General features: G+C 67.9%; 25 protein-coding genes. 21 read left to right on the forward strand and 4 right to left on the reverse strand.

All coding sequences use genetic code 11. The features are described 5' to 3' along the window. Window positions 1-85: 85 nt before the first annotated feature. Window positions 86-2,473 (reverse strand): TonB-dependent receptor, encoded by a 2,388-nt coding sequence (locus MMG85_RS05440; RefSeq protein WP_241045101.1) that lies wholly within the window; start codon window positions 2,471-2,473, stop codon window positions 86-88. Between the two features lie 204 nt (window positions 2,474-2,677). On the opposite strand from MMG85_RS05440, the gene MMG85_RS05445 reads away from it, so the two are divergent. Genes MMG85_RS05445 through MMG85_RS05455 form a run of 3 tightly spaced genes read left to right on the forward strand, consistent with a single transcriptional unit; the run spans window position 2,678 to window position 5,583 of the window. Next, window positions 2,678-4,528 (forward strand): ABC-F family ATP-binding cassette domain-containing protein, encoded by a 1,851-nt coding sequence (locus MMG85_RS05445; RefSeq protein ID WP_241045102.1) that lies wholly within the window; start codon window positions 2,678-2,680, stop codon window positions 4,526-4,528. 56 nt (window positions 4,529-4,584) lie between these two features. Next, window positions 4,585-4,920: a zinc ribbon domain-containing protein gene (locus tag MMG85_RS05450; RefSeq protein WP_241045103.1), complete on the forward strand. Its 336-nt coding sequence runs from the start codon at window positions 4,585-4,587 to the stop codon at window positions 4,918-4,920. A gap of 45 nt (window positions 4,921-4,965) precedes the next feature. Next, window positions 4,966-5,583, forward strand: a complete 618-nt coding sequence (locus MMG85_RS05455; RefSeq protein ID WP_241045104.1) for a hypothetical protein — start codon at window positions 4,966-4,968, stop codon at window positions 5,581-5,583. A gap of 456 nt (window positions 5,584-6,039) precedes the next feature. On the opposite strand, the gene MMG85_RS05460 is transcribed toward MMG85_RS05455, so the two are convergent. Further along, complete coding sequence (locus MMG85_RS05460; protein ID WP_241045105.1) at window positions 6,040-6,975, reverse strand: DUF3011 domain-containing protein; 936 nt, start codon at window positions 6,973-6,975, stop codon at window positions 6,040-6,042. A 150-nt stretch (window positions 6,976-7,125) separates the two neighbouring features. Between MMG85_RS05460 and aspS the strand changes: the two genes are divergently transcribed. The 3 genes from aspS to MMG85_RS05475 are packed head-to-tail and all read left to right on the forward strand — an operon-like array spanning window position 7,126 to window position 9,735. Then, window positions 7,126-8,898, forward strand: a complete 1,773-nt coding sequence (aspS, locus tag MMG85_RS05465) for an aspartate--tRNA ligase (protein WP_241045106.1) — start codon at window positions 7,126-7,128, stop codon at window positions 8,896-8,898. A 16-nt stretch (window positions 8,899-8,914) separates the two neighbouring features. Then, complete coding sequence (locus MMG85_RS05470; RefSeq protein WP_241045107.1) at window positions 8,915-9,211, forward strand: DNA primase; 297 nt, start codon at window positions 8,915-8,917, stop codon at window positions 9,209-9,211. After that, window positions 9,208-9,735: a GNAT family N-acetyltransferase gene (locus MMG85_RS05475; RefSeq protein ID WP_241045108.1), complete on the forward strand. Its 528-nt coding sequence runs from the start codon at window positions 9,208-9,210 to the stop codon at window positions 9,733-9,735. Before MMG85_RS05470 ends, MMG85_RS05475 begins: the two co-directional genes overlap by 4 nt. Before the next feature lie 643 nt (window positions 9,736-10,378). On the opposite strand, the gene MMG85_RS05480 is transcribed toward MMG85_RS05475, so the two are convergent. Together MMG85_RS05480 and MMG85_RS05485 are read right to left on the reverse strand one after the other, a co-directional pair. Next, a complete protein-coding gene (locus MMG85_RS05480; RefSeq protein ID WP_241045109.1) occupies window positions 10,379-11,314 on the reverse strand; it encodes an alpha/beta hydrolase in 936 nt (311 codons plus the stop codon). Window positions 11,315-11,355: 41 nt separating this feature from the next. Continuing rightward, window positions 11,356-11,784, reverse strand: a complete 429-nt coding sequence (locus tag MMG85_RS05485; RefSeq protein WP_241045110.1) for an organic hydroperoxide resistance protein — start codon at window positions 11,782-11,784, stop codon at window positions 11,356-11,358. 120 nt (window positions 11,785-11,904) lie between these two features. Between MMG85_RS05485 and MMG85_RS05490 the strand changes: the two genes are divergently transcribed. The 15 genes from MMG85_RS05490 (at window position 11,905) to ybgF (ending at window position 25,505) form a co-directional block, all read left to right on the forward strand. Next, window positions 11,905-12,732: an AraC family transcriptional regulator gene (locus MMG85_RS05490; RefSeq protein WP_241045111.1), complete on the forward strand. Its 828-nt coding sequence runs from the start codon at window positions 11,905-11,907 to the stop codon at window positions 12,730-12,732. Window positions 12,733-12,775: 43 nt separating this feature from the next. Next, entirely contained in the window at window positions 12,776-13,414 is a 639-nt protein-coding gene (locus MMG85_RS05495) for an alpha/beta hydrolase (protein ID WP_241045112.1), read from the forward strand. A 57-nt stretch (window positions 13,415-13,471) separates the two neighbouring features. Further along, a complete protein-coding gene (locus MMG85_RS05500; RefSeq protein ID WP_241045113.1) occupies window positions 13,472-14,218 on the forward strand; it encodes a YebC/PmpR family DNA-binding transcriptional regulator in 747 nt (248 codons plus the stop codon). A gap of 105 nt (window positions 14,219-14,323) precedes the next feature. After that, window positions 14,324-14,845 carry a crossover junction endodeoxyribonuclease RuvC gene (gene ruvC, locus MMG85_RS05505; protein ID WP_241045114.1) on the forward strand — a complete coding sequence of 174 codons (522 nt, stop codon included), beginning with the start codon at window positions 14,324-14,326 and terminating at the stop codon, window positions 14,843-14,845. Window positions 14,846-14,975: 130 nt separating this feature from the next. Next, a complete protein-coding gene (gene ruvA / locus MMG85_RS05510; RefSeq protein WP_241045115.1) occupies window positions 14,976-15,563 on the forward strand; it encodes a Holliday junction branch migration protein RuvA in 588 nt (195 codons plus the stop codon). A 121-nt stretch (window positions 15,564-15,684) separates the two neighbouring features. Further along, window positions 15,685-17,544 carry a potassium transporter Kup gene (locus tag MMG85_RS05515; RefSeq protein ID WP_241045133.1) on the forward strand — a complete coding sequence of 620 codons (1,860 nt, stop codon included), beginning with the start codon at window positions 15,685-15,687 and terminating at the stop codon, window positions 17,542-17,544. Window positions 17,545-17,603: 59 nt separating this feature from the next. Beyond that, window positions 17,604-18,767 (forward strand): DUF418 domain-containing protein, encoded by a 1,164-nt coding sequence (locus tag MMG85_RS05520; protein WP_241045116.1) that lies wholly within the window; start codon window positions 17,604-17,606, stop codon window positions 18,765-18,767. A 41-nt stretch (window positions 18,768-18,808) separates the two neighbouring features. Continuing rightward, complete coding sequence (ruvB, locus tag MMG85_RS05525) at window positions 18,809-19,849, forward strand: Holliday junction branch migration DNA helicase RuvB (RefSeq protein WP_055940374.1); 1,041 nt, start codon at window positions 18,809-18,811, stop codon at window positions 19,847-19,849. Window positions 19,850-19,900: 51 nt separating this feature from the next. After that, the gene (ybgC, locus tag MMG85_RS05530; protein ID WP_055940376.1) at window positions 19,901-20,353 is read left to right on the forward strand and encodes a tol-pal system-associated acyl-CoA thioesterase; all 453 of its coding nucleotides are present in this window, start codon (window positions 19,901-19,903) and stop codon (window positions 20,351-20,353) included. Between the two features lie 39 nt (window positions 20,354-20,392). After that, window positions 20,393-21,166, forward strand: coding sequence for a protein TolQ (gene tolQ, locus MMG85_RS05535; protein ID WP_055940379.1), 774 nt, complete (start codon window positions 20,393-20,395; stop codon window positions 21,164-21,166). A gap of 12 nt (window positions 21,167-21,178) precedes the next feature. Further along, window positions 21,179-21,622, forward strand: a complete 444-nt coding sequence (locus tag MMG85_RS05540) for an ExbD/TolR family protein (protein ID WP_055940381.1) — start codon at window positions 21,179-21,181, stop codon at window positions 21,620-21,622. Further along, window positions 21,612-22,652 (forward strand): cell envelope integrity protein TolA, encoded by a 1,041-nt coding sequence (tolA, locus tag MMG85_RS05545; RefSeq protein WP_241045117.1) that lies wholly within the window; start codon window positions 21,612-21,614, stop codon window positions 22,650-22,652. The genes MMG85_RS05540 and tolA overlap by 11 nt, the downstream gene beginning before the upstream one ends. 102 nt (window positions 22,653-22,754) lie before the next feature. Beyond that, window positions 22,755-24,074, forward strand: coding sequence for a Tol-Pal system beta propeller repeat protein TolB (tolB, locus tag MMG85_RS05550; RefSeq protein ID WP_241045118.1), 1,320 nt, complete (start codon window positions 22,755-22,757; stop codon window positions 24,072-24,074). Between the two features lie 66 nt (window positions 24,075-24,140). Then, entirely contained in the window at window positions 24,141-24,656 is a 516-nt protein-coding gene (gene pal, locus MMG85_RS05555; RefSeq protein ID WP_241045119.1) for a peptidoglycan-associated lipoprotein Pal, read from the forward strand. 36 nt (window positions 24,657-24,692) lie between these two features. After that, window positions 24,693-25,505, forward strand: coding sequence for a tol-pal system protein YbgF (gene ybgF / locus MMG85_RS05560; protein ID WP_241045120.1), 813 nt, complete (start codon window positions 24,693-24,695; stop codon window positions 25,503-25,505). The last annotated feature ends 34 nt before the right edge of the window (window positions 25,506-25,539 follow it).

Genomic DNA, 25,539 nt, shown 5'->3' on the forward strand with positions numbered 1-25,539 from the left:
CGCGCACCCGGCGACACGACGCCGGCGGACAACGCACGACGCCCCGCAGGGCGGGGCGTCGTGGCGGCGTATCGGCGTTCGCCGCTTACCAGCGGTAGGCGACGCGCGCGTACGCGTAGGCGCCGTTGAATCCGAACGGACTCTGTGACGGATAAGGCAGCTGGCCCGAGGTGGAGGTGGCGAAGATGACCTCGTCCGGATACTCGTCCAGCACGTTGTCGCCGCCGACGGTGAACTCCCAGCTGTCGAGCGAGTAGCTCAGCGCCAGGTCCAGCAGCCACTTCGGCTCGAATGTCTGGTCCAGCGCCGCATTGGCATTGCGGACCGTGAACTCGCCGTAGCGCGTGGCGGTGGCGCTGACGCTGAAGCCGCCGCGGGTCCAGATGCTGTTGAGGAAGAACTTGTCGCGCGGCGCGCCCACCTCGAAGCGACCCAGTTCGACACGACCGAAACGCAGCGCGGTCGGATCGATCGCTTCCAGCGCGGCCGGATTCTCCGCCACGCGGTCGATCGAGGTCTTGTTGTAGTTGTAGCCGGTGGTGAAGTCGAGCTTGCTGGCGGCCAGCGTCCACGTATACGTACCCACGATGTCCACGCCCTTGGTGGTCGTGTCCAGGGCGTTGGTGAAGTAGCGTCCGCCGGCCACGTCGGGGAAACCGTTCTGGTTGAGGTAGGTGCGCACCGCCGCGCTGGTGAGGTTCTCCGACAGCGTGATGCGGTCCTTGACCTTGATGTGGTACGCATCGATGGTCACGTACAGGTTTTCGACCGGCGTCAGCACCAGGCCCAGGCTCAGGTTGTCGGATTCCTCCGCCTTCAGCGGTTCGGCGCCCAGCGCGATGCCGGCGGGATTGGTCACGCGGAACGTCACCAGGTCGAACGGCAGGCCGCCGATGAAGTTGGTGGACGTGGTCTGGTAGTACTGCTGCTGCAGCGACGGAGCATGGAAGCCGGTGGACGCGGTCGCACGCAGGGCCACCGCATCGTTGAAGGCGTAGCGTCCGGTCAGCTTGCCGGTGGTGGTGTCGCCGAAGTCGCTGTAGTCCTCGTAGCGCACGGCCACGCCGGCGGACAGCTTCTCGGTCAGGTCGCCTTCCAGGCCGGCGTAGAACGACACGTTGTGGCGGTCGAAGCTGCCGCTGTCGCTGGGACGGAAGCCCGGGAACACCTGCGCACCGGAGGGTGCGGGGGCGCCGCCGATCAGCACGCCGCCGTTGGCGTACGAGCCCGGCTCGCCCGCGCCGATGGTGAACTTCTCACCGCGCCACTCCGCGCCGTAGGAGAGCGTGACGGGATAGGCCAGCCCCCAGTCGAGCTGCTTGTTGAAGTCGAAGTTCAGCACGTGCTGCTTGAGTTCCAGCGAGCCGGCGTAGAACTGGGTGGGCGAGGTGGGCCCCAGGCTGCGGTTGAGGGTGTTGCGGATGTCGAATTCCAGCTCGTTGGAACCGAAGGTGTAGCCGATGTCGATGTTGGTGCCGCCATCGGTCGAGGTCTTGATGCCGTTCGAGAAGCTGACGTCGGTGGAGGTGTTGAAGATCTGCGGCAGGAAGCCGTCCGGATAGATCGACGGAATGTTGCGCGAGTCGCCGGCGGGGCGGAAGAAGCCGTTGGAAAGCGTCTCGCGCTTCGTGTACAGGGCGTACGAGTAGAAGCTCAGGTAGTCGGTGATGTCGACGTCGCCGTTGTAGAGGAACGACGCGTTGTCGACTTCCGGATCGCCGTAGCGCTGCACCACCTTGCCGCCCGGTGCGCTGGTGGCCGTCACCGTGCCCAGGAAAGGACGGGCGCGGTCGGTCTGGTCCTGGTGGCCGGTCTGCGCGGCGAAATGCACCTTGCCGCGCTCGCCGAGCGTGAAGCCGGCATCGGCCAGCGCCTGGTACTGGCGACCATCACCGGCGCTGTAACCGCCGCCGGTCACGCTGACGCTGCCGCCATTGCCGGCGCTCTTCAGCACGATGTTGATCACGCCGGCGATCGCATCGGAGCCGTACTGCGCCGAGGCGCCGTCGCGCAGCACTTCCACGCGCTCGATGGCGGAGATCGGGATCGAGTTCAGATCCACCGGCGACGAGCTGCGGCCCTGGCTGCCGTTGACGTTGACCAGCGCGCCGGGGTGGTAGCGCTTGCCGTTGACCAGCACCAGCGTGTGGTCGGGGGCCAGGCCGCGCAGCTGCGCCGGACGCATGGCATCGGTGCCGTCGTTGATCGCGGCACGCGGGAAGTTGAGCGAAGGCACCGCGCGCGACAGCGCCGTCGCCAGTTCCACCGTGCCGGTGGATTCCAGGACGTCGGGCGTGATGATGTCGATCGGCGCGGTGGATTCGGCGACCGTGCGGTCGGCCACGCGGGTGCCGGTGACGATCAGGGTGTCGAGGGTCTGCGCCTCGGTCGCGCGGGTTTCCTGCGCCAGGGCGGCAGGAGCGGCGAGCGCAAGGGCGATGGCGAAGGCGAGGGGCGAAAGCGTGCGGGTCATGATGGCTCCAGCGGAAGGTGTGGACGGCGCAGCGGGCGGGTCGACACAGGGCGAAAGTTACGGGTGAAATCAGTTTTGTGCGACGCAGCAATGTCTTTGTTACCGCCGGATGACATGGATGTCAATGGATTCTTAACAACTGTGAGGCGGCCCCGTACCGATAAACTACGCGGCCGCTTCCCCCAAATCCCCGTAGGTTGTTTCTTGATCGCCCTTCGTAATTTCGCGCTCCGCCGCGGCGAGCGTCTGCTGCTGTCCAACGTCGACCTCACCCTGCATGCGGGGTACCGCGTCGGCGTGGTCGGCCGCAATGGCGCCGGCAAGTCCAGCCTGTTCGCCGCCGTGCAGGGCGAACTGGAGGCCGACAAGGGCGACCTGGACCTGCCCGGCAAGGTGCGCATCGCCAGCGTGGCGCAGGAAACCCCCTCGCTGCCCGATCCGGCGCTGACCTTCGTGCTGGGCGGCGACACCGAGGTCGCGGCGGTGCTGCAGGCCGAAGCCGATGCCAGCGCGCGCGAAGACTGGGAGGCCGTGGCCAACGCGCACCAGAAGATGGCCGAACTCGGCGCCTACGACGCCGAGGCGCGCGCCGGCAAGCTGCTGCACGGCCTGGGCTTCCCGGCCGACACGCACCACCGGCCGGTGTCGTCGTTCTCCGGCGGCTGGCGCGTGCGCCTGAACCTGGCGCGCGCACTGATGATGCCCAGCGACCTGCTGCTGCTTGACGAACCCACCAACCACCTCGACATGGACGCGGTGCTGTGGCTCGAACAGTGGTTGCTGAAATACCCCGGCACGCTGCTGCTCATCTCGCACGACCGCGAGTTCCTCGACAACGTCGCCACCCACACGCTGCACCTGCATGGCGGCGGCGCCAAGCTGTACACCGGTGGCTACACCGACTTCGAGCGCCAGCGCGCCGAACAGCTGCGCCAGCAGCAGATCGCGCACGAGAAGGAACAGGCCGAACGCGCGCACCTGCAGAGCTTCATCGACCGCTTCAAGGCCAAGGCCTCGAAGGCCGCGCAGGCGCAGAGTCGCATGAAGCGCCTGGCCAAGCTGGCCGGCACCGAGGCGGTGCGCGCCGAGCGCGAGTTCCGCATCGAGTTCGCCCCGCCGGCCAAGCTGCCGTTCTCGCTGATCCGCCTGAACCATGTGGAAGCCGGCTACGGCGGCGACGCGGTGATCCTGCACAACGTCGGCTTCGGCCTGGAGGCCGGCCAGCGCATCGGCCTGCTCGGCCCCAACGGCGCCGGCAAGACCACGCTGGTGAAGACACTGGTAGGTGAACTGCCCCCGATGACGGGCGACCGAATGGCGCACCCGGACCTGCGCATCGGCTACTTCGCGCAGCACACGGTTGAGTCGCTGCATGAAGGGCAGTCGCCGATGGACCACTTCCGCGACCTGTCGCCGGATGCCAGCAACCAGTCGTTCCGCGACTTCCTGGGCAAGTGGAATTTCCCCGGCGACCGCGCGTTCGAGCCGGTCGACGGCTTCTCCGGCGGCGAGCGCGCGCGGCTGGCGCTGGCGCTGATCGCCTGGCAGCAGCCGAACGTGCTGCTGCTCGACGAACCCACCAACCACCTCGACCTCGAAATGCGCGAAGCGCTGGCCGAAGCGCTCAGCGACTTCGACGGCGCCATCGTGATGGTCAGCCACGACCGCCACCTGATCGGCCTGGTCTGCGACACGTTCTGGCGCGTGGCCGATGGCGTGGTCGAACCGTTCGACGGCGACCTGGACGAATACGCCGCTTGGCTGCGCACCCGCGCCTCCGCGCAGGGCAGCAAGCCGCTGCGCAGCGAGCCCGCGCCGCCGCCGAAGCCTGCGCCGGCCCCCGCGCGCAAGATCAACCCGGTCAAACTCGCGGCCGCCGAAGCCAAGGTCGCCGAACTGGAAGCCAAACTGGCCGACGTGGACGCACAGCTCGCCGATCCGAAGAGCTACGCCGACACCGATCTCGCCGCCCGCCTGGGCCGCGACCGCGAGGCCTTGCAGCAGCAACTCGCCAAGGCCGAGGAGGCCTGGTCGGCGCTGTACGATGAGGCTTGATTCCGGCGTCCGCCGACCCCAGACACCTCCCGGTTCACTCTGCCCCGCAACCTGCCATGCCCATCTACGCCTTTGAATGCACCCAGTGCGGCCACAGTTTCGACCGCCTGCAGAAGCTCTCCGATCCGGATCCCGATACCTGCCCGGCCTGCAGTGCGCAGGCGGTGAAGCGGCAGCTGACGGCGCCGTCGTTCCGTCTGGCCGGCAGCGGCTGGTACGAAACCGACTTCAAGAAGGACGGCGACAAGAAGCGCAATCTGGCCGACGGTGGCGAGGGCGCCAAGCCTTCCAGCGAGTCCAAGCCCGCCGAGTCGTCGCCGGCGAAGATGGAAAGCACGCCGGCGAAAACCGAAGCCAAACCGGCGACGCCGTCGTCGGCGTCTTCCAGCTGACCCCGGCGGTGTAAGGTGCATCCCTTCCTGCCACGAAGGGATGCCATGAAGAACCCCCTGATTGCGCTTGCCGTGCTGCTCGCCGCGGGCTGCGCCACATCGACCGCGGATGTTTCACCGCCGGCACCGGCTGATGCCTTCCTCGCCGCGCTTGCACAGCATTGCGGCAAAGCGTACGCCGGCCGAATCACCGCCAACCAGCCCGCCTCGACCGCGCCCGATCCGTTCGAGGGCAAGACGCTGGTGATGCATGTGCGCGGTTGCGATGCGCCGACGCAGGAGATCCGCGTGCCGTTCCATGTCGGCGACGACCACTCGCGCACGTGGGTGCTGACGCGGACCGCAGCGGGCCTGCGGCTGAAACACGATCATCGCCACGAGGACGGCAGTCCGGATGCGGTGACCATGTACGGCGGCGACACGGCGGATGCGGGCACCGCGCAGCGGCAGGCGTTCCCGGTGGATGCCGAGTCGGTGGCCATGTTCCAGCGCGAAGGCCTGGCGGCCTCGGTCACCAACACCTGGGCGATGGAACTGGTGCCGGCAAAGACCTTCGTCTACGAACTGAGCCGGCCGAACGGACGGTTGTTCCGGGTGGAGTTCGACCTGACCACGCCGGTGGCACTGCCGCCGGCGCCGTGGGGTAGCAGCGAGGGCGGGTGAGGACCAGGCTTCACCGTCTGATGCGTGCGAGCAAGCGCCGCAATGGGTCCCCGCTTTCGCTGGGACGACGGCGTTGAGTTGGCGCTGACTTTCGTCGTCCCAGCGAAAGCTGGGACCCAATTGGATGTTGGCTATCCGTCCTGTCGTCCAACTCGGGTGAAGCAAGTCGCTGGGTCCCGGCGTCCGCCGGGATGACGGGTCCGGGTCGGCATCCGGCGTTACCGACCCGTAGCGCGCGCCGCGCGCACGACCCCCTGCCGTGCAATTCCATCGAAGCAAGCCGCTGGGTCCCGGCCTGCGCCGGGATGACGGGTCAAGGCGAGATCCAGCGTACCGCCCGTAGCGTGCGCCGCGCGCGCGACCCCCTGCCGTGCAATTCCATCGAAGCAAGCCGCTGGGTCCCGGCGTTCGCCGGGATGACGGGTCGGAGCGGGGCCCAGCGCTAACGCCCCGGATTCAGCGCGGTCCGAAGCGGCCGCGGCAACCGCGGTCCACCCACACCTGGGTGCCGGTGTAGCCCCAGCTGTAGCCTTCGCGACAGCTGGCATTGGACAGCTGCTGCTGCAGGATCGGCCGGCCCTGGCGCGGGTCGTAGGCGCAGGTCTTGCGGCGGTCGTCGTCGCTGCTGCAGGTGATGGTGTAGCCGCTGTTGCCACCGCCACCGCCACCCCAGCCATTGCCCGAGTCGCGGAATTCGGCCCGGCAGCCGCCGCGCACCCAGATCATGCCCTGGCGCTGGCCCCAGTTCTGGTTCTCGCTGCAGCGGGTCGAGGACAGGTTGCGCTGTACCACCGCACGTCCGCGGAAGTTGGTGCGGCACTCGCGATAGGCGCCGTTCGCACTCTCGCAGGTCACCACGCCGCCGTTGCCGCCGCCCCAGCCACCGCCGGAGGTGCCTTCCGCGAAGCGGCCGCGACAGCCGCGGTCGACCCACACGATGCCGTTGCCGCTGCCCCAGTTCTGGCCTTCCACGCAGCGCGTGTCGGACAGGTTCTGTACCAGCACCGCGTTGCGGCGGAAGCCGGTCCGGCATTCGCGGCGGCGGTTGTCCTTGCTCTCGCAGGTGACCTGGCCGCCGGTGGGCGGCGGATTGGGATTCCAGCCGCCGTTGTTGCCGCCGAGCGACTGGGCGATGTCCTGCTTGATGCGGCTGAAGGTCCAGTTGGAGCGGTTGACCTGGTCCAGGTAGAAGCGCAGCTGGTCGTCGGGAATGCGGCGGCCGCGGGATTGTTCCGAATACTCCAGGCTGATGACCCGGGTCTGGTCCTGCACCGACAGCGTGCGGAGGTTCTCGGGCGCGTAGGCCCGTTGGTTGGCCTGGCCGAACGCGGTGGAACTGGCCATCAAGGCCAGCAACAGTACGAAAACGGACTGCAACAACGGCTTCTTCATGGCGGCGCCCTCCTGGGGAGCCGCCAGCATACGCCGGGAATGTTAATCCGGGGCAGAGGGCGGGGAGGGGACGGGTTAAACTAGCGGGCTAGGACGGCTCGTGCCGTCGCAACCCTTCCGGCCCCGGCCGGACGACCCTGTGGAGCCCCCATGCGTACCCATTTCTGCGGCCTCGTCGACGAGGCCATGACCGGCCAGACCGTGACCCTGTGCGGCTGGACCGACGTTGCCCGCAACCTCGGCGGCGTCTGCTTCATCGATCTGCGCGACCACGAGGGCATCGTGCAGGTCACCGTCGAACCCGACAACGCCGAGGTGTTCGCCGTCGCCGCCGGCCTGGGCTACGAGGACGTGCTGCAGGTCGAAGGCGTGGTGCGCGCCCGCCATGCGGTGAACGACAAGATCCGCACCGGCAAGGTGGAGGTGATCGCCACCCGCATCACCGTGCTCAACAAGGCCGAGCCGCTGCCGTTCCACCACCACGAGAACCCGGGCGAGGACATCCGCCTCAAGTACCGCTACCTGGACCTGCGCAGCGCCGACATGCAGCGCAAGCAGCGCACCCGCATCCGCTTGGTGCAGGCGCTGCGCCGCTGGCTGGACGCGCGCGGCTTCCAGGACATCGAAACGCCGATCCTCACCAAGGCCACGCCGGAAGGCGCGCGCGACTTCCTGGTGCCGGCGCGCATGCATCCGGGCGAGTTCTACGCGCTGCCGCAGTCGCCCCAGCTGTTCAAGCAGATCCTGATGGTGGCCGGCTTCGACCGTTACTACCAGATCGCGCGCTGCTTCCGCGACGAAGCGCTGCGCGCCGATCGCCAGCTGGAATTCACCCAGCTCGACATGGAGTTCGCCTTCGTGCGCGAGCGCGACGTGCAGGACGCCGTGGAAGGCATGATCCGCGACATCTTCAAGGACGTGATGGACGTCGAACTCGACGCCTCGTTCCCGCGCCTGACCTGGGCCGAGGCGATGCGTCGCTACGGTTCGGACAAGCCGGATCTGCGCATCGGCCTGGAACTGGTCGACGTGGCCGAGCTGGTGAAGACCAGCGAGTTTGCCGTGTTCACCGCCGCCGCCAACGATCCGGACGGCCGCGTGGTGGCGCTGCGCATTCCCGGCGGTGCGTCGCTGAGCCGCAAGCAGATCGACGAGTACGCCGCGCACGCCGCCAAGTACGGTGCCAAGGGTCTGGCTTACATCAAGTTTGGGCAAACTCCCGCAGGCTCGACCGGCGGAGGAGAAATTAGTTCTCCCTTGCTCAAATTCTTCACGCCTGAGCAGATGACCGCACTGATTGATGCAGTGGGCATGGCTCCAGGTGATATCGCTTTCTTCGGTGCCGGCGGCTACAACAAGGTTTCCGACTTCATGGGCGCGGTCCGGCTGAAGGCCGGCAAGGATTTCGGCCTGGTGCAGGAAGGCTGGAAGCCGCTGTGGGTCACCGACTTCCCCATGTTCGAGTGGGACGATGAGGCGAAGCGCTACGTCGCCCTGCATCACCCCTTCACCGCGCCGGCGGTGGACGATATCGCCGACCTGCGTGCCAATGCCAAGACCGCGGTGTCGCGCGGTTACGACATGGTGCTGAACGGCAACGAGATCGGCGGCGGCTCCATCCGTATCCACCGTCCCGAGATGCAGAGTGCGGTGTTCGAGCTGCTCGGCATCGGCGCGGAAGAGGCGGAAGCGAAGTTCGGCTTCCTGCTGGACGCGCTGCGCTTCGGCGCGCCGCCGCACGGTGGCATCGCCTTCGGCATCGACCGCATCGCCGCGCTGATGGCGGGCACCGAGTCGATCCGCGACGTCATCCCGTTCCCCAAGACCACCAGCGCGCAATGCCTGATGACCGGCGCGCCGTCGCCGATTCCGGACGAGCAACTGGCGGAAGTGCATATCCAAGTGCGTCCGAAGAAAGACTGATCGAGAGAACCACGCAATGACCGAGTTTGCTTTTTCGCTGGAATGGGAACGCCTGGGCAATGAAGGTGCCGATGCGGCGCTGGTGACCGAGCGCGCGCGCGTGTTCGGTGGCTGGCTGGTGCGCGTGGGCACGTCGCCGGCGGCGATGGCGGTGACCTTCGTGCCGGACGGCCAGGGCCGCTGGGACGGCGAGGATTTCGGCGAAGACGATTACGAAGAAGAAGACGAAGAAGAGTACGAAGAGGAAGAAGACGAGGATTCCGACGAGGAAGACGAGTCGGAGGAAGGCGACGAGGAAGACGAGGACGCGTGAGCGTGCGGATCCGCCGCGCCACCGTCGATGACGCCAGCCTCCTGTCCGACCTGGCGTCGCGCACCTTCACCGAGACTTTCGGTCATCTGTATCCGGCCGAAGACCTGTCCGCGTTCCTCGCCGATGCCTACGAGGTGGGCAAGCAGCGGACCATCCTTTCGCATCCGGACTATGCGGTGTGGCTGCTGGAAGACGACGGCGTGGCCGTGGGTCATGCCGCTGCCGGGCCGTGCGGATTGCCGCATCCGCAGGTGCGGGCGGGCGATGGCGAGTTGAAGCGGTTGTACGTGCTGGCGTCGCACCAGAACGGTGGGTGGGGCGGGAAGCTGTTCGACGAGGTCGAGCGTTGGTTGTTGCGGGACGGGCCGCGGACGCTGTGGATCGGGGTGTGGTCGGAGAATTTCGGGGCGCAGCGGTTCTATGCGCGGCAGGGGTTTGTGCGGGTGGGTGAGTACAAGTTTCCGGTGGGGAAGACGCTGGATGATGAGTTCATCCTGCGGCGGGATGCTTCGGCCAGGGTCTGACTTCAAAAGCGTTCCGCTAGCCCTTCGGCCTAGCGGGTAACTTTTCTTTGTCTGGCCAAAGAAAAGTCACCAAAAGAAAGGCCATTCCCCGACGAAGCAATCCCATGACTTCGCTGCTATCGGGATTTTCCGACTCGCCATCCTGGCGAGGCGGAAAACGGCGGACATCCTTGTCCGCCACCCTCCGGGTCTTGCGGGCTCGCTGGCGCATCGGTGCGGCGAAGGAAGATCGGGATAACTGCCGTCATCCCCGCGAAGGCGGGGACCCAGCGACTTTACGCCTTCAAAAGCAAAGTCCTTGGGTTCCCGCTTGACCAGACGTGCGTCTGTTGAAACCGCGGGAACGACGAGCAAAAGCCAAGTTGTTCAGAAGATCGCTGTCAGCGGAAAACGGCGGACATCCTTGTCCGCCGCCCTCCGGGTCTGGTGGCTCGCTGGCGCATTGGGGTCGCCAATAAGGGCTGAGCAACTGCCGTCATCCCCGCGAAGGCGGGGACCCAGTGACTTCAGGCCATGGAGAGCAAAGACACTGGGTTTCCGCCTTCGCGGGGACGACGAACCAACGCTGAGTTGTTCCGAGAACCCCTGACGATCAAAAGCAGACGGCCGCAGATGCGGCCGTCGCTTTGTCCGTGTGCTGGAATTACTTCTGCAGGAAGCTCAGCAGGTCCTGGTTGACGCGGTCCTTGTGCGTGTCGGTCAGGCCGTGCGGTGCGCCGGGGTAGACGAGCAGTTGGGCGTTCTTGATCAGGGCGGCCGAGGCCTTGCCGGAGGCGTCGATGGGGACGATCTGGTCGTCGTCGCCGTGGATGACCAGGGTCGGGATGTCGAACTTCTTCAGGTCGCTGCGGAAGTCGGTGGCGGAGAACGCGGCGATGGAGTCGTAGGTGTTCTTGTGGCCTGCCTGCATGCCCTGGGCCCACCAGCTGTCGATCAGGCCCTGCGAGGCCTTGGCACCCGGGCGGTTGAAGCCGTAGAACGGGCCCGAGGCGATGTCGAGGTAGAGCTGCGAGCGGTTGTCCAGCGATCCCTTGCGGATGCCATCGAACACTTCGATCGGCAGGCCGCCCGGGTTGTCGGCGGTCTTCAGCATCAGCGGGGGTACGGCGCTGATCAGCACGGCCTTCTTCACCCGGTCCGTACCGTGGCGGCCGATGTAGCGGGCCACTTCGCCGCCGCCGGTGGAGAAGCCCACCAGGGTGACGTCCTTCAGGTCCAGCGTGTTGATCACGGTGGCCAGGTCGTCGGCGTAGTGGTCCATGTCGTTGCCGTCCCAGGGTTGGCTGGAGCGGCCGTGGCCGCGGCGGTCATGGGCAACCACGCGGTAGCCCTTGGAGGCCAGGAAGATCATCTGCGATTCCCAGCTGTCCGAGGACAGCGGCCAGCCGTGGCTGAAGGTCACGACCGGGCCGTTCTTCGGGCCCCAGTCCTTGTAGTACAGCTGCACGCCGTCGGCGGTGGTGAGGGTGCTGGCGGTGCGTTCGACGGCGACCGGTGCGGTGGTGGGTTGCGCGGCGAAGCTGGCCTGGGTGGCGACGGCCAGGACGGTGGCGGCGAGGGTGCGGGTGAGGACGTTCATGGTGTCGGTTCCTGTAGGAAGGGGTGGGTCGGCAAGGAGGGTCAGTCGGCGATCACCAGCGTCACGTCGATGTTGCCGCGCGTGGCGTTGGAGTAGGGGCAGACGATGTGGGCGGCGTCGACCAGGGCCTGCAGCTGGGAGCGATCGACGCCCGGCGCGGCGATGGTCAGTTCGGCCTGGATGCCGAAGCCGGTGGGGATCTGGCCGATGCCGACCTTGCCGGTGACGGTGGTCGTGGGGGGCAGGGCGACCTTCTGCTTGCCGGCGACGAACTTCAGCGCGCCGAGGAAGCAGGCCGAGTAGCCGGCCGCGAACAACTGCTCCGGATTGGTGCCGTCGCCGCCGCCGCCGCCCAGCTCGCGCGGGGTGGAGAGCTTGACGTCCAGCACGCCGTCGGACGAGGTGGCCTGGCCTTCGCGGCCGCCGGAGGCGGTGGCGGTGGCGGTGTAGAGGATCTTTTCGATGGACATGGCGGTTTCCTTGGTGGGTGGTAGGGTCCGGCGGGTGGCCGTCCGGCGAGGTGTACTTTGCGCCGCCGGTCGGGACGTGGGGTGATGTAGAATCCTGAAAACTTGATCAGGAGTTCCGACATGGTCGACCGGCTCGCCGTCCTGCTGGAGCGTTTCTCGGTGACCGCGCAGGTGTTCCACGCGGGGGCGCTGTGCGGCATCAACACGCTGGAAGCGGAGCCCGGCGTCGGCCAGCTGCACCTGATCCAGCGCGGCCCACTGGAGGTGTTCCACGGGAATACCTCGCTGCGCATCGACGCGCCCAGCCTGCTGCTCTACCCGCGTGCGCTGACCCACCGCTTCGTCAGCGACGACGCGCGCGGCGCCGACATGGCCTGCGCCAACGTGCGCTTCGAAGGCGGCGCGCAGAGCCCGATCAGTGCCGCGCTGCCGGACGTGGTCTGCCTGCCGCTGGACAGCCTGCACGGCGCACAGGACGTGCTGGCGCTGCTGTTCGAGGAGGCCTTCACCCAGCGCTGCGGACGCACCGCGCTGGTCAACCGCCTGTTCGAGGTGGTGATGATCCAGGTGCTGCGCCAGCTGATGGAAGCCGGCGAGGTGAAAGGCGGCATGCTCGCCGGCCTGTCGCATCCGCGCCTGCGCAACGCAGTGGTGGCCATGCACGAGGCACCGGCGAAGGACTGGACGCTGGACGAACTGGCGCGCGTCGCCGGCATGTCGCGCAGCGTGTTCGCCACCCACTTCCGCGAGGCGCTCGGCATCACGCCGGGCCAGTACCTGCAGGGCTGGCGCGTGGGTCTGGCGCAGCAGGCGCTGCGGCATGGCAAGCCGCTGAAGGTGGTGGCGTCGGACGTGGGCTACGGCAGCGAGGCGGCGCTGTCGCGCGCCTTCAAGGCGCACAGCGGCGTCTCGCCGCGCGAGTGGAAGCGGCAGCAGGCCACGCAGTGAGCGGCGCTGGCACGGCGCTGCGGCTTCGCCCACACTGCCGCGCATGACGGAACCGCAAGAACCCACGACGCGCATCCTGCTCGTGCACGGCATCTGGAACGCGAAATCGTGGCTGACCCCGCTCGCACGCCGGCTGCGCCGTGAAGGCTTCGACGTAGAGGTGTTCGGTTATCCCAGCATCCTGGGCGGGCCGGAGCCGGCCATCGCGGCGCTGATCGAACGATTGCAGAGTTCGCCTCCGCTGCATCTCGTAGGCCACAGCCTGGGCGGCTTGATCGGGTTGGAGGCGCTGCGACGCGCACCGGACCTGCCGGTGCAGCGCATGGTCTGCCTGGGTTCGCCGCTGTGCGGCAGCCATGCCGCCCGCAGCCTGGGCCAGCGACGGTGGACCGCGCCGGTGCTGGGCCGCAGCGGTGCGTTGCTGCAGGCGGGGTGTCCGCCCTGGGCCGGAACGGTGCCCGTCGGCATGGTGGCCGGCAACGTGGCGCGCGGCCTCGGCCGGCTGTTCGCGCGCTTCGACGGCGAATCGGACGGCACGGTGGGGCTGGATGAAACCCGCCTGCCGGGGTTGGCGGCGCACTGCATCGTGCCGGCCAGTCACACCGGGCTGGTGTTCTCCGCCGCCGCCGCGCGCCAGGCCGCGCACTTCCTGCGCGCTGGCCGTTTCCAGGGCCAAGAATGACGGCTGCACGGGGGCGCGTATAATCCGCGCCCTTGTCAGTGCACTCCGGAAGTCACCATGGGCAGAGGCCCGTCCATCGAAGCCCGCAAGAACGCCACTGACGCCAAGCGCGGCAAGATCTTCACCAAGATCATCCGCGAGATCGGCGTGGCGGCACGCGCCGGCGGCGGCGAGCCGGCCAACAACCCGCGCCTGCGTGCGGCGGTGGACAAGGGCCTGTCGGCCAACATGTCGAAGGACGTCATCGAGCGCGCCATCAAGAAGGCGACCGGTGAGCTGGAAGGCGTGGTCTTCGAGGAGATCCGCTACGAGGGCTACGCGCCGGGCGGTGTCGCGGTGATCGTCGACTGCCTGACCGACAATCGCGTGCGCACCGTGGCCGAAGTGCGCCATGCGTTCGGCAAGCATGGCGGCAACATGGGTACGGAAGGCTCGGTGGCCTTCATGTTCAAGCGGCTGGGCGTGCTGAGCTACGCGCCGGGCGCCGATGATGCGTCATCCTTTGAAAGCCGGATCACCGAAGCCGCCATCGAAGCCGGCGCCGACGACATCGTGGTCTATCCGGACGACGGCTCGATCGACGTGGTCACCGCCCCCGACGCCTTCCAGGCCGTGAAGGACGCGATGACGGCCGCCGGCCTGGCGCCCGACCATGCCGAGATCACCTACCGCGCCGACAACGACATCCGCGTGGAGGGCGACACCGCCCTGCAGGTGAAGAAGCTGCTCGACATGCTGGAAGACCTGGACGACGTGCAGAACGTCTATTCCAACGCCGAACTGGGCGCGGATGTGTATGCCTGAGCGGCGGGAATCGGGAATGGTGAATCGGGAATGGCGGAAGCGCTGTTCCCGAGCCCTGTTCCTCGTATCCGCGATTCCCCATTCCCCATTCCCCATTCCCGCGGAATGACCCGCATCCTCGGCATCGATCCCGGCTCGCAGCGCACCGGCATCGGCATCATCGATGTCGACGCCGCCGGCAAGACCACGCATGTCTACCATGCGCCGCTGGTGCTGCTGGGCGATGGCGATTTCCCGTTGCGATTGCGGCGGTTGCTCGACGGTCTGGGCGAGGCCATCGCCACCTGGCAACCGGATGAAGTGGCCATCGAGAAGGTGTTCATGGCCCGCAATCCCGATTCGGCGCTGAAACTGGGGCAGGCGCGTGGCGCCGCCATCAGTGCCGTCGTGCTGCGCGACCTGCCGGTGCACGAGTACGCCGCGACGCAGGTGAAGCTGGCCGTGGTCGGCCGTGGCAGCGCCGAGAAATCCCAGATCCAGCACATGGTCGGCCTGCTGCTCAACCTGCAGGGCAAACTGCAGGCCGATGCCGCCGACGCACTGGCCGTGGCCATCACACACGCGCACGTGCGCGCCACCGCCCAGCGGCTGGGCGTGGGTTCGCAATTGGCATGGAGCAGGAAGTGATGGGGACCGGGAATCGGGAATCGGGAATGGGGAATGGTAAAAGCGCCGAGCCCGTCCGTCTGCCGGTGAACGATAGCCCGCACGATTCCCTATTCCCCATTCCCCATTCCCGCGCCCGGAGGGCGACACCATGATCGGACGTCTGCGCGGCATCCTGGCGTACAAGTCGCCGCCCTGGCTGGTGATCGACGTGGGTGGCGTGGGCTACGAGCTGGAAGCGCCGATGAGTACGTTCTACGACCTGCCGGATGTCGGTCGCGAGGTGCTGCTGTTCACCCACTACGCGCAGAAGGAAGACAGCGTGTCGCTGTACGGCTTCCTGCGCGAGGGCGAGCGGCGGCTGTTCCGCGACGTGCAGAAGGTCACCGGCATCGGCGCGAAGATCGCGCTGGCGGTGCTGTCCGGCGCCAGCGTGGACGAGTTCGCGCGCATGGTGCAGGCCGGCGACATCACCGCGCTGACGCGCATCCCCGGCATCGGCAAGAAGACCGCCGAGCGCATGGTGGTGGAACTGCGCGACCGCGCGGCGGACCTGATGGGCACCGGCGTGGGCGGCATCACCGCGTTGCCGGCCGACCCGCAGTCCGAGGCCACCAGCGCGTTGCAGCAGTTGGGCTACAAGCCGGCCGAAGCCACCCGGATGGCGCGCGACGCCACCGCGCCCGGCGACGATGCGGCCACGATCATCCGCAAGGCGCTGCAGTCGGCGCTGCGCTGACCGTTGCCCTAGAGCATCCCTTCACTTTCCCAGCGCTACCCTGCCGGCCGCCATGTCCACCCCACATTCTTCCCAAGCCCCGTCCGGCAACGCCGGCCAGCACGGTCATTCGCAGGCGGGCATGGTCGCGCTGGTGGCCGGTGCGGTCGGCGTGGTGTTCGGCGACATCGGCACCAGCCCGCTGTACACCATCAAGGAGATGTTCCACCCGCACTTCGGCCTGACGCCGGATCCGGACACCGTCCGTGGCCTGCTGTCGCTGGGCTTCTGGTCGCTGCTGCTGGTGGTGACGCTGAAGTACGTCATCGTCATCATGCGCGCCGACAACGAAGGCGAGGGCGGCATCATGGCGCTCACCGCGCTGGCGCAGCGCAGCCTGGCCAAGGGCTCGCGCATGAGCTACACGGTCGGCATCCTCGGCATCTTCGGCGCGGCGCTGTTCTTCGGCGACGGCATGATCACGCCGCCCATCACCGTGCTGGGCGCGGTCGAGGGCCTGGAAGTGGTGTCGCCGGTGTTCAAGCAGTGGGTGGTGCCGATCAGCCTGGTGATCCTGACCGGCCTGTTCGCCTTCCAGCGCTTCGGCACCGCGAAGGTCGGCAAGGCCTTCGGCCCGGTGATGATCGTGTGGTTCATCGTGCTGGCCAGCTTCGGCCTCTACAACATCGCCCAGAACCCCTCGGTGCTGGCGGCGCTGAATCCGTACTGGGCGTGGCACTTCTTCGTGACCCACGACTGGCATGCGGTGCTGATCCTCGGCGCGGTGGTGCTGACGGTGACCGGCGGCGAAGCGCTGTACGCGGACATGGGCCACTTCGGCAAGCGGCCGATCCGCTGGGGCTGGTTCGGTTTCGTGCTGCCGGCGCTGGTGCTGAACTACTACGGCCAGGGCGCCGTGCTGCTGCGCCACCCCGAAGCGGTGGCCAACCCGTTCTATCTGTCCATCCCCGACTGGGCGCAGATCCCGATGCTGGTGCTGGCGACCACCGCCGCCGCGGTGGCCTCGCAGGCCGTCATCACCGGCGCGTTCTCGGTCACGCGCCAGGCCATCCAGCTGGGCTACCTGCCGCGCCTGCACATCAAGTACACCTCCAAGGACACCATCGGCCAGATCTACGTGCCGTCGGTCAACTGGGTGCTGTACATCGCGGTGATCGTGCTGGTGCTGAGCTTCCAGAGTTCCGGCGCGCTGGCCACGGCCTACGGCCTGTCGGTGACCGGCACCATGCTGATCGATACGTTGCTGCTGGCGATCGTGGCGTACACGCGCTGGCCGGATTCGCGCAAGTGGGTGTTGCCGCTGTGCGCGGTGTTCCTGCTGATCGACCTGGCCTTCCTGTTCGCCAACGGGGCCAAGCTGCTGACAGGCATCGGCGCGTGGGCGCCGCTGTTCATCGGCATCACCGCCTTCACCATGATGCGCACCTGGCGTCGCGGCCGCGAGCTGCTGCATGGCGAAGTGCAGAAGGAAGGCATCCGGCTGGATACCTTCCTGCCCGGCCTGATGCTGGCGCCGCCGGTGCGCGTGCCGGGCACGGCGATTTTCCTGACCGCCGACAAGGGCGTGGTGCCGCACGCGCTGCTGCACAACCTCAAGCACAACAAGGTGCTGCACGAGCGCAACGTGTTCCTGACGGTCGAGACGCTGACCGTGCCGTACGCACCGAAGAAGAAGCGGCTGAAGATCGATCCGATCGGCGACGACTTCTACCGCGTGGTCATCAGCTACGGCTTCGCCGAGACGCCGGACGTGCCGCAGGCGCTGATGGGCTCGTGCGACCAGGGCGGCGTGTACTTCGATCCGATGGAGACCACGTACTTCGCCAGCCGCGAGACGGTGGTGGCGCGTCGCCAGGGCGGCATGCCGATCTGGCGCGACAAGCTGTTCGCCGCGATGCACCGCAACGCCGCACCGGCGACCGGCTTCTTCCGCATTCCCGGCAACCGGCTGGTGGAACTGGGCGCGCAGGTCGAGATCTGACCGCGCGGCAGGCGCGGGATCCGCCGTAAACTCGGATCTCGCCCACGCAAGGACGCAGGATGCCGCCGCATGACCGCCTGACCGTGCTCGACGTGCTGCGTGGCATCGCCATCCTCGGCACGCTGGGCACCAACATCTGGATCTTCATGTCCCCGGGCGGATTGCTCGGCTACATGGAGTCCGGCTGGGGCCAATCGAACGGCATGCACTGGGGCGTGCTTGCCCTGCAGCAACTGACCCAGGGCAAGTTCCTCGGGCTGCTGGCGCTGCTGTTCGGCATGGGCATCGCCCTGCAGCAGCGGTCCGCGATCGCCGCGGGAATCCGCTGGCCCGGACCCTACCTGGTGCGCGCCGCGCTGCTGTTCGTCGATGGCGTGCTGAACTATCTGTTCGTCGTCGAATTCGACGTGCTGATGGGCTACGCGCTCACCTCGGTGGTCGTGGCCTTCATGCTGAAACACGGCGCGCGCGGCAGGACGGCATGGCTGGCCGTCGCTGCCAGCGTGCATTTCATGCTGTTGGGGGTGCTGGTCCTCGCGATGGCCGTGTGGGGCGATCAGATGGCCGCAGAGCAGGCGGTGTCGGCAAGCGTCGCTGTGTCGGGCTGGTGGGACATGGTGCTGCTGCGCATCGAGCACGTCTGGCTGTTCCGCGCAGAGATGTTCTTCATCGCGCCGATGAGCGTGGCGTTGTTCCTGCTGGGTGCGCGGCTGCTCGATGCGGGCGTGTTCGAGGCGCGCGGTGCGCGCCTTCGCCGCTGGCTGATGGCTGTGGGGCTCGGCATCGCGTGGCCTCTCGACATGGCGCTGGGCGTGTTCGGCGGCGATGCCGGCATCATGGCCGGCCGCTACGGCACGGCGCCGTTCGTCGCGATGGGCGTGCTCGCGGCGGTGGCCGAGGCCTTCCACCGCCGTCCGCAGCCGGGTGTGTTCGGGCGCCGCCTGGCCGAGGTGGGTCGCATGGCCCTGACCGGCTACGTGCTGCAGAACCTGCTGGCGTCGGCGCTCTGCTACGACTGGGGCCTGGGGCTGGCGCGACGCGTGCCGGACGCGTGGTCGGTATCGGCCACGGTGGGTATTTACCTGCTGGTCGCGACCGGCGTGATGCTGTTCTGCCACGTGTGGCAGCGGCGCTGGACGCGGGGCCCGCTCGAGTGGCTGTGGCATGTGTCGTATCGGCGGCTGACCCGCGGATCGCGTGCGGACGGCGCGGTGGCGGCCTGATCGACGGGCCGCGGGGCGGATCCGTCCGTCATAATGGCCGCATGACCGCCGACCGCATCATCACCTCGTCCGCCACCCGCGAAGACGACGCCATCGAAGCCAGTATCCGGCCCAAGCGGCTGGACGAGTACCTGGGCCAGAAGCCGGTCCGCGAGCAGCTGGACATCTACATCCAGGCGGCGAAAGGGCGCGGCGAAGCACTCGACCACGTGCTGATCTTCGGGCCGCCGGGCCTGGGCAAGACCACGCTGAGCCACGTGATCGCCAACGAACTGGGCGTGAACCTGCGCGTCACCTCCGGCCCGGTGATCGAGAAGGCCGGCGATCTGGCTGCGTTGCTGACCAACCTGCAACCGCACGACGTGCTGTTCGTCGACGAGATCCATCGCCTGTCGCCGGTGGTCGAGGAAGTGCTGTACCCGGCGATGGAAGACTTCCAGATCGACATCATGATCGGCGAAGGGCCGGCCGCGCGCTCGATCAAGCTCGACCTGCCGCCGTTCACCCTGATCGGCGCCACCACGCGCGCCGGGTTGCTGACGGCGCCGCTGCGCGACCGCTTCGGCATCGTGCAGCGGCTGGAGTTCTATTCGCCCGAGGAACTGACTCGCATCGTGCAGCGCTCGGCGCGCATCCTGGGCATGGACTGCGTGCCGGAAGGCGCCGGCGAGATCGCCCGGCGCGCGCGCGGCACGCCCCGCATCGCCAACCGCCTGCTGCGGCGCGTGCGCGACTACGCGCAGGTCAAAGCCGATGGCCACATCGATGTCGATGTCGCCCGCGCGGCGATGCAGATGCTGAAAGTGGATCCGGAGGGTTTCGACGAACTCGACCGCCGCATGCTGCGCACCATCATCGACAGCTTCGATGGCGGTCCGGTCGGCGTGGAATCGCTCGCGGCCGCGCTGAGCGAAGAGCGTGGCACGCTGGAGGACGTCATCGAGCCCTACCTGATCCAGCAGGGCTTCCTGATCCGCACCGCGCGCGGCCGCATGGCGACCCGCAAGGCCTACCTGCATCTCGGACTGACGCCGAAGGGCAGGGTGCCGGACGCGAACGACGCGCCGGGCGAACTCTTCTGAGCGCCACTGGTTTCAGGTTGGTATGCACCACAACGTGCGGGAGTGCGCGCTTTGACGACTGATTCGAAGACGATCGCCGGGGATGCGGCGCCGTTCATCTTTCCGACACGCGTCTATTGGGAAGATACCGACGCCGGTGGCGTGGTGTACCACGCGCAATACGTCGCTTTCCTGGAGCGGACCCGCACCGAATGGTTGCGGGCCCGTGGCTACGCCCAGGAGCGACTGCGCCAGACCCACGACCTGGTGTTCGCCGTCCGCGCGATGCGTCTGGATTTCCTGCGCCCCGCCCGGTTGGACGATCTGCTGCAGGTCAGTGCACGCATCCACCAGTGCAAGCGGGCCAGCGTCGTCTTCGCGCAGTCCATCGAACGGGACGGCGAAGTGCTGCTGACCGCCGAGGTGAAGGTGGCGGCGCTGAGCGCGTCCGGGTTCAGACCCATCGGCTTGCCCGAGACGTTGTACGAAGAATTCCGCCGGCTCGAGCATCCGCGCCAGCTTTGACCCGATACGCAACACGAACCGAGAGACGAGGAACGACGGATGATCGCAACGCTGCTGGCCTTCCAGGAAGTCGTGACGGAGGCGCTGCCGCCCGAGGCGACCGCGGCTGCTGCCGAGGCTGCCGCTGCCACCACGCACAGCGGGATCAATTACATCGACCTGATGCTCAAGGCGAGCCTGCCGGTGCAGCTGATCGTGCTGTTGCTGCTGGCGGGGTCGGTGATCAGCTGGGTGATCATTTTCCGCAAGGGGCGCGTGTTCAAGACCGCCAACCGCGATGCCGACGAGTTCGAGGGCCGCTTCTGGTCCGGTGCCGAGCTGCACAAGCTCTACGCCGGCGCTGCCGACCGCAATCGCGTGGTGACCGGCCTGGAAGCGATCTTCGAGGCGGGCTTCCGCGAATTCACCCGCCTGCGCGACAAGCGTGGCCTTGATGGGCGCGCACAGCTCGAGGGCGCGCAGCGCGCGATGCGGGTGACCTATACGCGCGAAGTCGACCAGCTGGAACGCAATCTGGAGCTGCTGGCCAACATCGGTTCCACCGCGCCCTACGTGGGCCTGGTCGGCACGGTGTTCGGCATCATGGTGACCATGCACGACATGCTCAACAGCGGCGAGCAGGCGGGCATCGCCGCGGTCGCCCCGGGCATCTCGGAAGCGCTGTTCGCCACCGCCATCGGCCTGTTCGTGGCGATTCCGGCGGTGTGGGCCTACAACCGCTTCACCACCCGCGTCGAGCGGCTGTCGGTGCGCTACGAGAGCTTCGCCGAGGAATTCAGTTCCATCCTGCAGCGCCAGAACGCGGCCGAGTAAGCGGAGCCCACCATGGCCGGAAGCATCTTCCATCGCAAGCGGCGCAAGCTGAAATCCGAGATCAACGTCGTGCCCTACATCGACGTGATGCTGGTGCTGCTGATCATCTTCATGGTCACCGCGCCGCTGCTCACGCTGAGCGTGGACGTGAAGCTGCCGTCGTCCAACGCGAAGGCGGTGGAAACGCGCAACGAGCCGGTCATCGTCATCGCCTATCCGGACGGGCGTTATGGCCTGAAGCTGCCGGAAGCCAAGCAGCCCGAGGTGCTGGACGCCGCCACGCTCGAGTCCCGCGTCGCGGCGATCCGCGCCGAGCAGGGCGACGAACTGCGCATCATGGTGGCGGCCGAGGGCGCCGCGCCTTACCAGAAGGTGCTGGATGCGATGGATGTGCTGCGCCGGGCGAAGGTCGGCAACGTCAGCCTGATGACCAACGCGGGCGGCAATGCACGCTGAAGTACTCCAGCGACCGCCGTCCCCGCAGGACGAGGGGCTGGGCCGGGCGGTCGCCTGGGCCGTCGGCCTGCATCTGCTGTTGCTTGCGCTCCTGCTGCTGTCGCCCTATTTCACGTGGGACCGCGAGCGCCTGAACGCGGCGGGTTCGCAATCCATGGAAGCCACGCTCGATGTGTCCGCGGCCGATCAGCGCGCGGTCGAGCAGGCCCTCGACTTCCAGCCCGCGCCGATGCCCGAGCCCGTGCAGGAGCCGGCGCCCGAAGACACCATTCCGCCGCCGCAGCCCATTCCCGAGCCCGCACCGCAGGACGCGCCGGTGGAACGGCAGGCGCAGGCGCAGGAACGCATCCCGGTGCCGGATACCGTCGACCAGGACGAAGCCCGCCGCGACGCCATCTCGCAGGAAAAGGCGCTGCAGGAACAGGAAGCCAAGCGCCGGCAGGAACAGATCGACCTGACCGAGCGCAAGCGGCAGGAACAGGCCGAGCAGCAGCGCCGGCTGGCCGCGCAACAGGACGAAGACCGGCAGAAGCGGATCGCCGCCGAGGCCGCGCAGAAGGCCGAGGCCGACAAGAAGCGGCTGGAAGAAATCCGTCGCCAGCGCGCGCAGGCGGCACGCGAGGCCCAGTTGGCCGAACAGAAACTGCGACAGCTCGCCGATGCGCGTGCGCGCCAGGCGGCGGCGTCCGCCAACCAGGCCCAGTACGGCGCTCCCTCCGGACCTGCGGGCACCGGCGGCACCGACGAGGACCTGCGGGGCCGCTATGCCGCCGCCATCCAGGAAGCGGTGCTGCGCCAGTGGACGCGGCCGGAATCGGTACCCGTGGGCACGCGTTGCCGGGTGGTGATCCGCCAGTTGCCGGGCGGCGACGTGGTCAGCGCCGAGGTGCAGCCGGGCTGCGCCATGGATGCGGCCGGCCAGGATTCGATCGAGCGCGCGGTCCTCAAGGCGCGGCCGCTGCCGTACCGGGGATTCGAGCCGGTGTTCGCGCGCACCCTGACCCTCAATTTCGAAGCGCGGGACCGTTGATTTCACGCGGCGTTTCGCTGCCCTCCGTTCACAATTGTTAAAATGTTCACGCGCCGGCTGGTATCCCTTTGCCGCCCCGCCCAACCGCCGAGTCGTTAGCCCATGAAGAAGCCGCTGCGCTGGTTTGCCCTGATCCTGTTCACCCTGGCCCCGATGCTGGCGTCCGCCCAGCAGCAGGGCCTGGAGATCGACATCATCGGCGGCAACGCCTCGGCCCTGCCCATCACGGTGGTGCCGATGCCCTACCAGGGCACCGCCGCGGCGCCGCCGACCGATGTGTCGGCCGTGGTGCGCGCCGACCTGGAGCGCTCCGGCGCCTTCCGCACGCTGCCTGAAGCCCGCATCACCGAGCGCCCGACGCGCGGCGCCGAGATCCGGTATCCCAACTGGCAGGCGCTGCGACAGGACTACATCGTGGTCGGTCGCGTGGTCGACGCCGGCGATGGCGGCTACCGGGTGGAATACGAGCTGTTCGACGTCGCCAAGCAGGAGCGCATGCTCGGCCTGGCGATGACCGCACGCTCCAATGCCCTGCGTGATGTCGCCCACCAGATGGCCGATGCCATCTACGAGAAGATCCTCGGCGTGCGCGGCGCGTTCTGGACCCGCATCGCCTATATCACCGCCGCCGGCACCGGCAAGGCCACGCGTTATGCGTTGATGGTCGCCGACTCGGATGGCTTCAACCCGCAGACCGTGGTGCGCTCGGCCGAGCCGCTGCTGTCGCCTTCGTGGAGCCCGGATGGCCGCAAGCTGGCCTACGTCAGCTTCGAGAGCGGCAACTCGGCCATCTACATCCAGGACATCTCGACCGGTGCGCGCGAGAAGATCGCCAGCTTCCGCGGCATCAACGGTGCGCCTGCGTTCTCGCCCGACGGCCGCCAGCTGGCGCTGACCCTGTCGCGCAGCGGCAACCCCGAGATCTACGTGATGGACCTGGGCAGCCGCTCGCTGCGCCAGCTGACCACCACCTCCGCGATCGACACCGAGCCGGTGTGGAGCGCGGACGGCGGCACCCTCTACTTCACCTCCGACCGTGGCGGTCGCCCGCAGATCTACCGCGTGCCGGCCGCCGGCGGCAGCGCCAGCCGGGTGACGTTCGAGGGCAACTACAACGCCACCGCCAGCGTGTCCTTCGACGGCAAGAAGATCGCCGTGGTGCAGGGCAGCGGCAACAACTACCGCATCGCCCTGATGGACAGCAGCCTGGGCGGCGCCCGCTGGAGCTCGCTGTCGCCCGGCTCGCTGGACGAGTCGCCGAGCTTCGCCCCCAATGCCAGCATGGTGCTGTACGCCGCCCGCGAAGGCGGGCGGGGCGTGCTGTACGCCGTCTCGGCCGACGCGCGCGTACGCCAGCGTCTGGTCGTGGCCAATGCGGACGTGCGTGAGCCGGCATGGTCGCCTTACCGGGCCGCCCGTTAAGTTTGTGTCTACAATGTGACCCCTCGCTCCACCTGTCCCCCTGTTCCAATGACGCAAGGAATGACCATGAACAACACCACCCGTGTTCTGATGCTGTCCCTGATGTCGGTCGCCGTGCTGGCTGGCTGTAAGAAAGCCGTCAAGCCGGAAGCACCGGCCGACACCACCACCACCGTGCCGACCACCCCGACCGCGCCGACCACCTCGGGCGTCTACGGCCCGAACGACCTCGACACCGACGCCTGCCTGCGTCAGCGCGTGGTCTACTTCGACCTCGACCAGGACGCCCTGAAGCCGGAGTTCCAGGCCATCATGGGTTGCCACGCCAAGTACCTGCGCGACCGTCCGTCCTCGCGCATCACGCTGGAAGGCCATGCCGACGAGCGCGGCAGCCGCGAGTACAACCTGGGCCTGGGCGAGCGCCGCGGCAATGCCGTCAACTCGGCCCTGCAGGCCAGCGGTGGCTCGGCCAGCCAGCTGACCGTGGTCAGCTACGGCGAAGAGCGTGCGGTCTGCACCGATTCCAGCGAGTCCTGCTGGTCGCAGAACCGTCGCGTCGAGATCGTCTACACGGCGAAGTAAGCCGACATCGTCACGATGATCGCGAAGAAGACGTACATGCTGGTTCTCGCGGCGGCCCTCGTGGCCGCCGCACCCGCGCAGGCGCAGCGCGTCAGCCTGGCTGATCGCGTGGCCGCGCTGGAGGCGAAAGCCAACAACCCGCAGCAGAACCTCGACCTGCTCAACCGCATCACCCAGCAGGAAACCGAACTGCGTTCCCTGCGTGCGCAGGTGGAACAGTTGCAGCACGAGAACGAGCAGCTCAAGCAGCAGGGTCGCGACCAGTACCTCGACCTGGATGGACGCCTCAACCGCCTGGAAGGGGGCACCGCCCCGGCGCCGGCCGGCACGCCGTCCGCAGCTCCGCCCCTCGGCACTGCCCCGGTGGCCGCGCCGGCCGCCACGCCGGCGCCGGTCGATGCCGCGATGTCCGAGCCGCCGCCCAGCGTGCACGGCGACATGGGCGCCCTGTCTGCCGCCGGCGACGAGCGCACCGCGTACAACGTGGCCTTCGACAAGCTCAAGGCCGGCGACTATGCCGATGCCGCCCAGCTGTTCACCAGTTTCCTGCAGCTGTACCCCAGCGGTGTGTACGCGCCCAATGCGCTGTACTGGCTGGGCGAGAGCTACTACGTCACCCAGAATTACGCGCTGGCCGCAGACCAGTTCCGCGCGCTGCTGGCGCAGTACCCGACCCACGACAAGGCGTCCGGTGCGCTGTTGAAGATCGGCCTGTGCGATTACGGTCTGGGCAAGCTGCCCGAGGCGGAGCGCACGCTCGGCGAAGTGATCGCCAGGTACCCGGGCACCGATGTCGCCCGCACCGCCGACGACCGCCTGCGCGCCATCCAGCTCGGCCGCCTGCGCTGAGTCCAGGACTCCCGGCGCTCCGTAGCGGAGGCGC

Origin of the sequence: Pseudoxanthomonas sp. LH2527, from assembly GCF_022539275.1 — a bacterium.
In the GTDB taxonomy this organism is placed as follows: domain Bacteria; phylum Pseudomonadota; class Gammaproteobacteria; order Xanthomonadales; family Xanthomonadaceae; genus Pseudoxanthomonas_A.

Excerpts from the sequence above, each read along its gene's own strand:
- MMG85_RS05440 (WP_241045101.1), bottom strand. The coding sequence starts at position 2,473 with ATGACCCGCACGCTTTCGCCCCTCGCCTTCGCCATCGCCCTTGCGCTC.
- MMG85_RS05450 (WP_241045103.1), top strand. The coding sequence starts at position 4,585 with ATGCCCATCTACGCCTTTGAATGCACCCAGTGCGGCCACAGTTTCGAC.
- MMG85_RS05455 (WP_241045104.1), top strand. The coding sequence starts at position 4,966 with ATGAAGAACCCCCTGATTGCGCTTGCCGTGCTGCTCGCCGCGGGCTGC.
- MMG85_RS05460 (WP_241045105.1), bottom strand. The coding sequence starts at position 6,975 with ATGAAGAAGCCGTTGTTGCAGTCCGTTTTCGTACTGTTGCTGGCCTTG.
- aspS (WP_241045106.1), top strand. The coding sequence starts at position 7,126 with ATGCGTACCCATTTCTGCGGCCTCGTCGACGAGGCCATGACCGGCCAG.
- MMG85_RS05470 (WP_241045107.1), top strand. The coding sequence starts at position 8,915 with ATGACCGAGTTTGCTTTTTCGCTGGAATGGGAACGCCTGGGCAATGAA.
- MMG85_RS05480 (WP_241045109.1), bottom strand. The coding sequence starts at position 11,314 with ATGAACGTCCTCACCCGCACCCTCGCCGCCACCGTCCTGGCCGTCGCC.
- MMG85_RS05485 (WP_241045110.1), bottom strand. The coding sequence starts at position 11,784 with ATGTCCATCGAAAAGATCCTCTACACCGCCACCGCCACCGCCTCCGGC.
- MMG85_RS05490 (WP_241045111.1), top strand. The coding sequence starts at position 11,905 with ATGGTCGACCGGCTCGCCGTCCTGCTGGAGCGTTTCTCGGTGACCGCG.
- MMG85_RS05495 (WP_241045112.1), top strand. The coding sequence starts at position 12,776 with ATGACGGAACCGCAAGAACCCACGACGCGCATCCTGCTCGTGCACGGC.
- MMG85_RS05500 (WP_241045113.1), top strand. The coding sequence starts at position 13,472 with ATGGGCAGAGGCCCGTCCATCGAAGCCCGCAAGAACGCCACTGACGCC.
- ruvC (WP_241045114.1), top strand. The coding sequence starts at position 14,324 with ATGACCCGCATCCTCGGCATCGATCCCGGCTCGCAGCGCACCGGCATC.
- ruvA (WP_241045115.1), top strand. The coding sequence starts at position 14,976 with ATGATCGGACGTCTGCGCGGCATCCTGGCGTACAAGTCGCCGCCCTGG.
- MMG85_RS05515 (WP_241045133.1), top strand. The coding sequence starts at position 15,685 with ATGGTCGCGCTGGTGGCCGGTGCGGTCGGCGTGGTGTTCGGCGACATC.
- MMG85_RS05520 (WP_241045116.1), top strand. The coding sequence starts at position 17,604 with ATGCCGCCGCATGACCGCCTGACCGTGCTCGACGTGCTGCGTGGCATC.
- ruvB (WP_055940374.1), top strand. The coding sequence starts at position 18,809 with ATGACCGCCGACCGCATCATCACCTCGTCCGCCACCCGCGAAGACGAC.
- tolQ (WP_055940379.1), top strand. The coding sequence starts at position 20,393 with ATGATCGCAACGCTGCTGGCCTTCCAGGAAGTCGTGACGGAGGCGCTG.
- MMG85_RS05540 (WP_055940381.1), top strand. The coding sequence starts at position 21,179 with ATGGCCGGAAGCATCTTCCATCGCAAGCGGCGCAAGCTGAAATCCGAG.
- tolA (WP_241045117.1), top strand. The coding sequence starts at position 21,612 with ATGCACGCTGAAGTACTCCAGCGACCGCCGTCCCCGCAGGACGAGGGG.
- tolB (WP_241045118.1), top strand. The coding sequence starts at position 22,755 with ATGAAGAAGCCGCTGCGCTGGTTTGCCCTGATCCTGTTCACCCTGGCC.
- pal (WP_241045119.1), top strand. The coding sequence starts at position 24,141 with ATGAACAACACCACCCGTGTTCTGATGCTGTCCCTGATGTCGGTCGCC.
- ybgF (WP_241045120.1), top strand. The coding sequence starts at position 24,693 with ATGCTGGTTCTCGCGGCGGCCCTCGTGGCCGCCGCACCCGCGCAGGCG.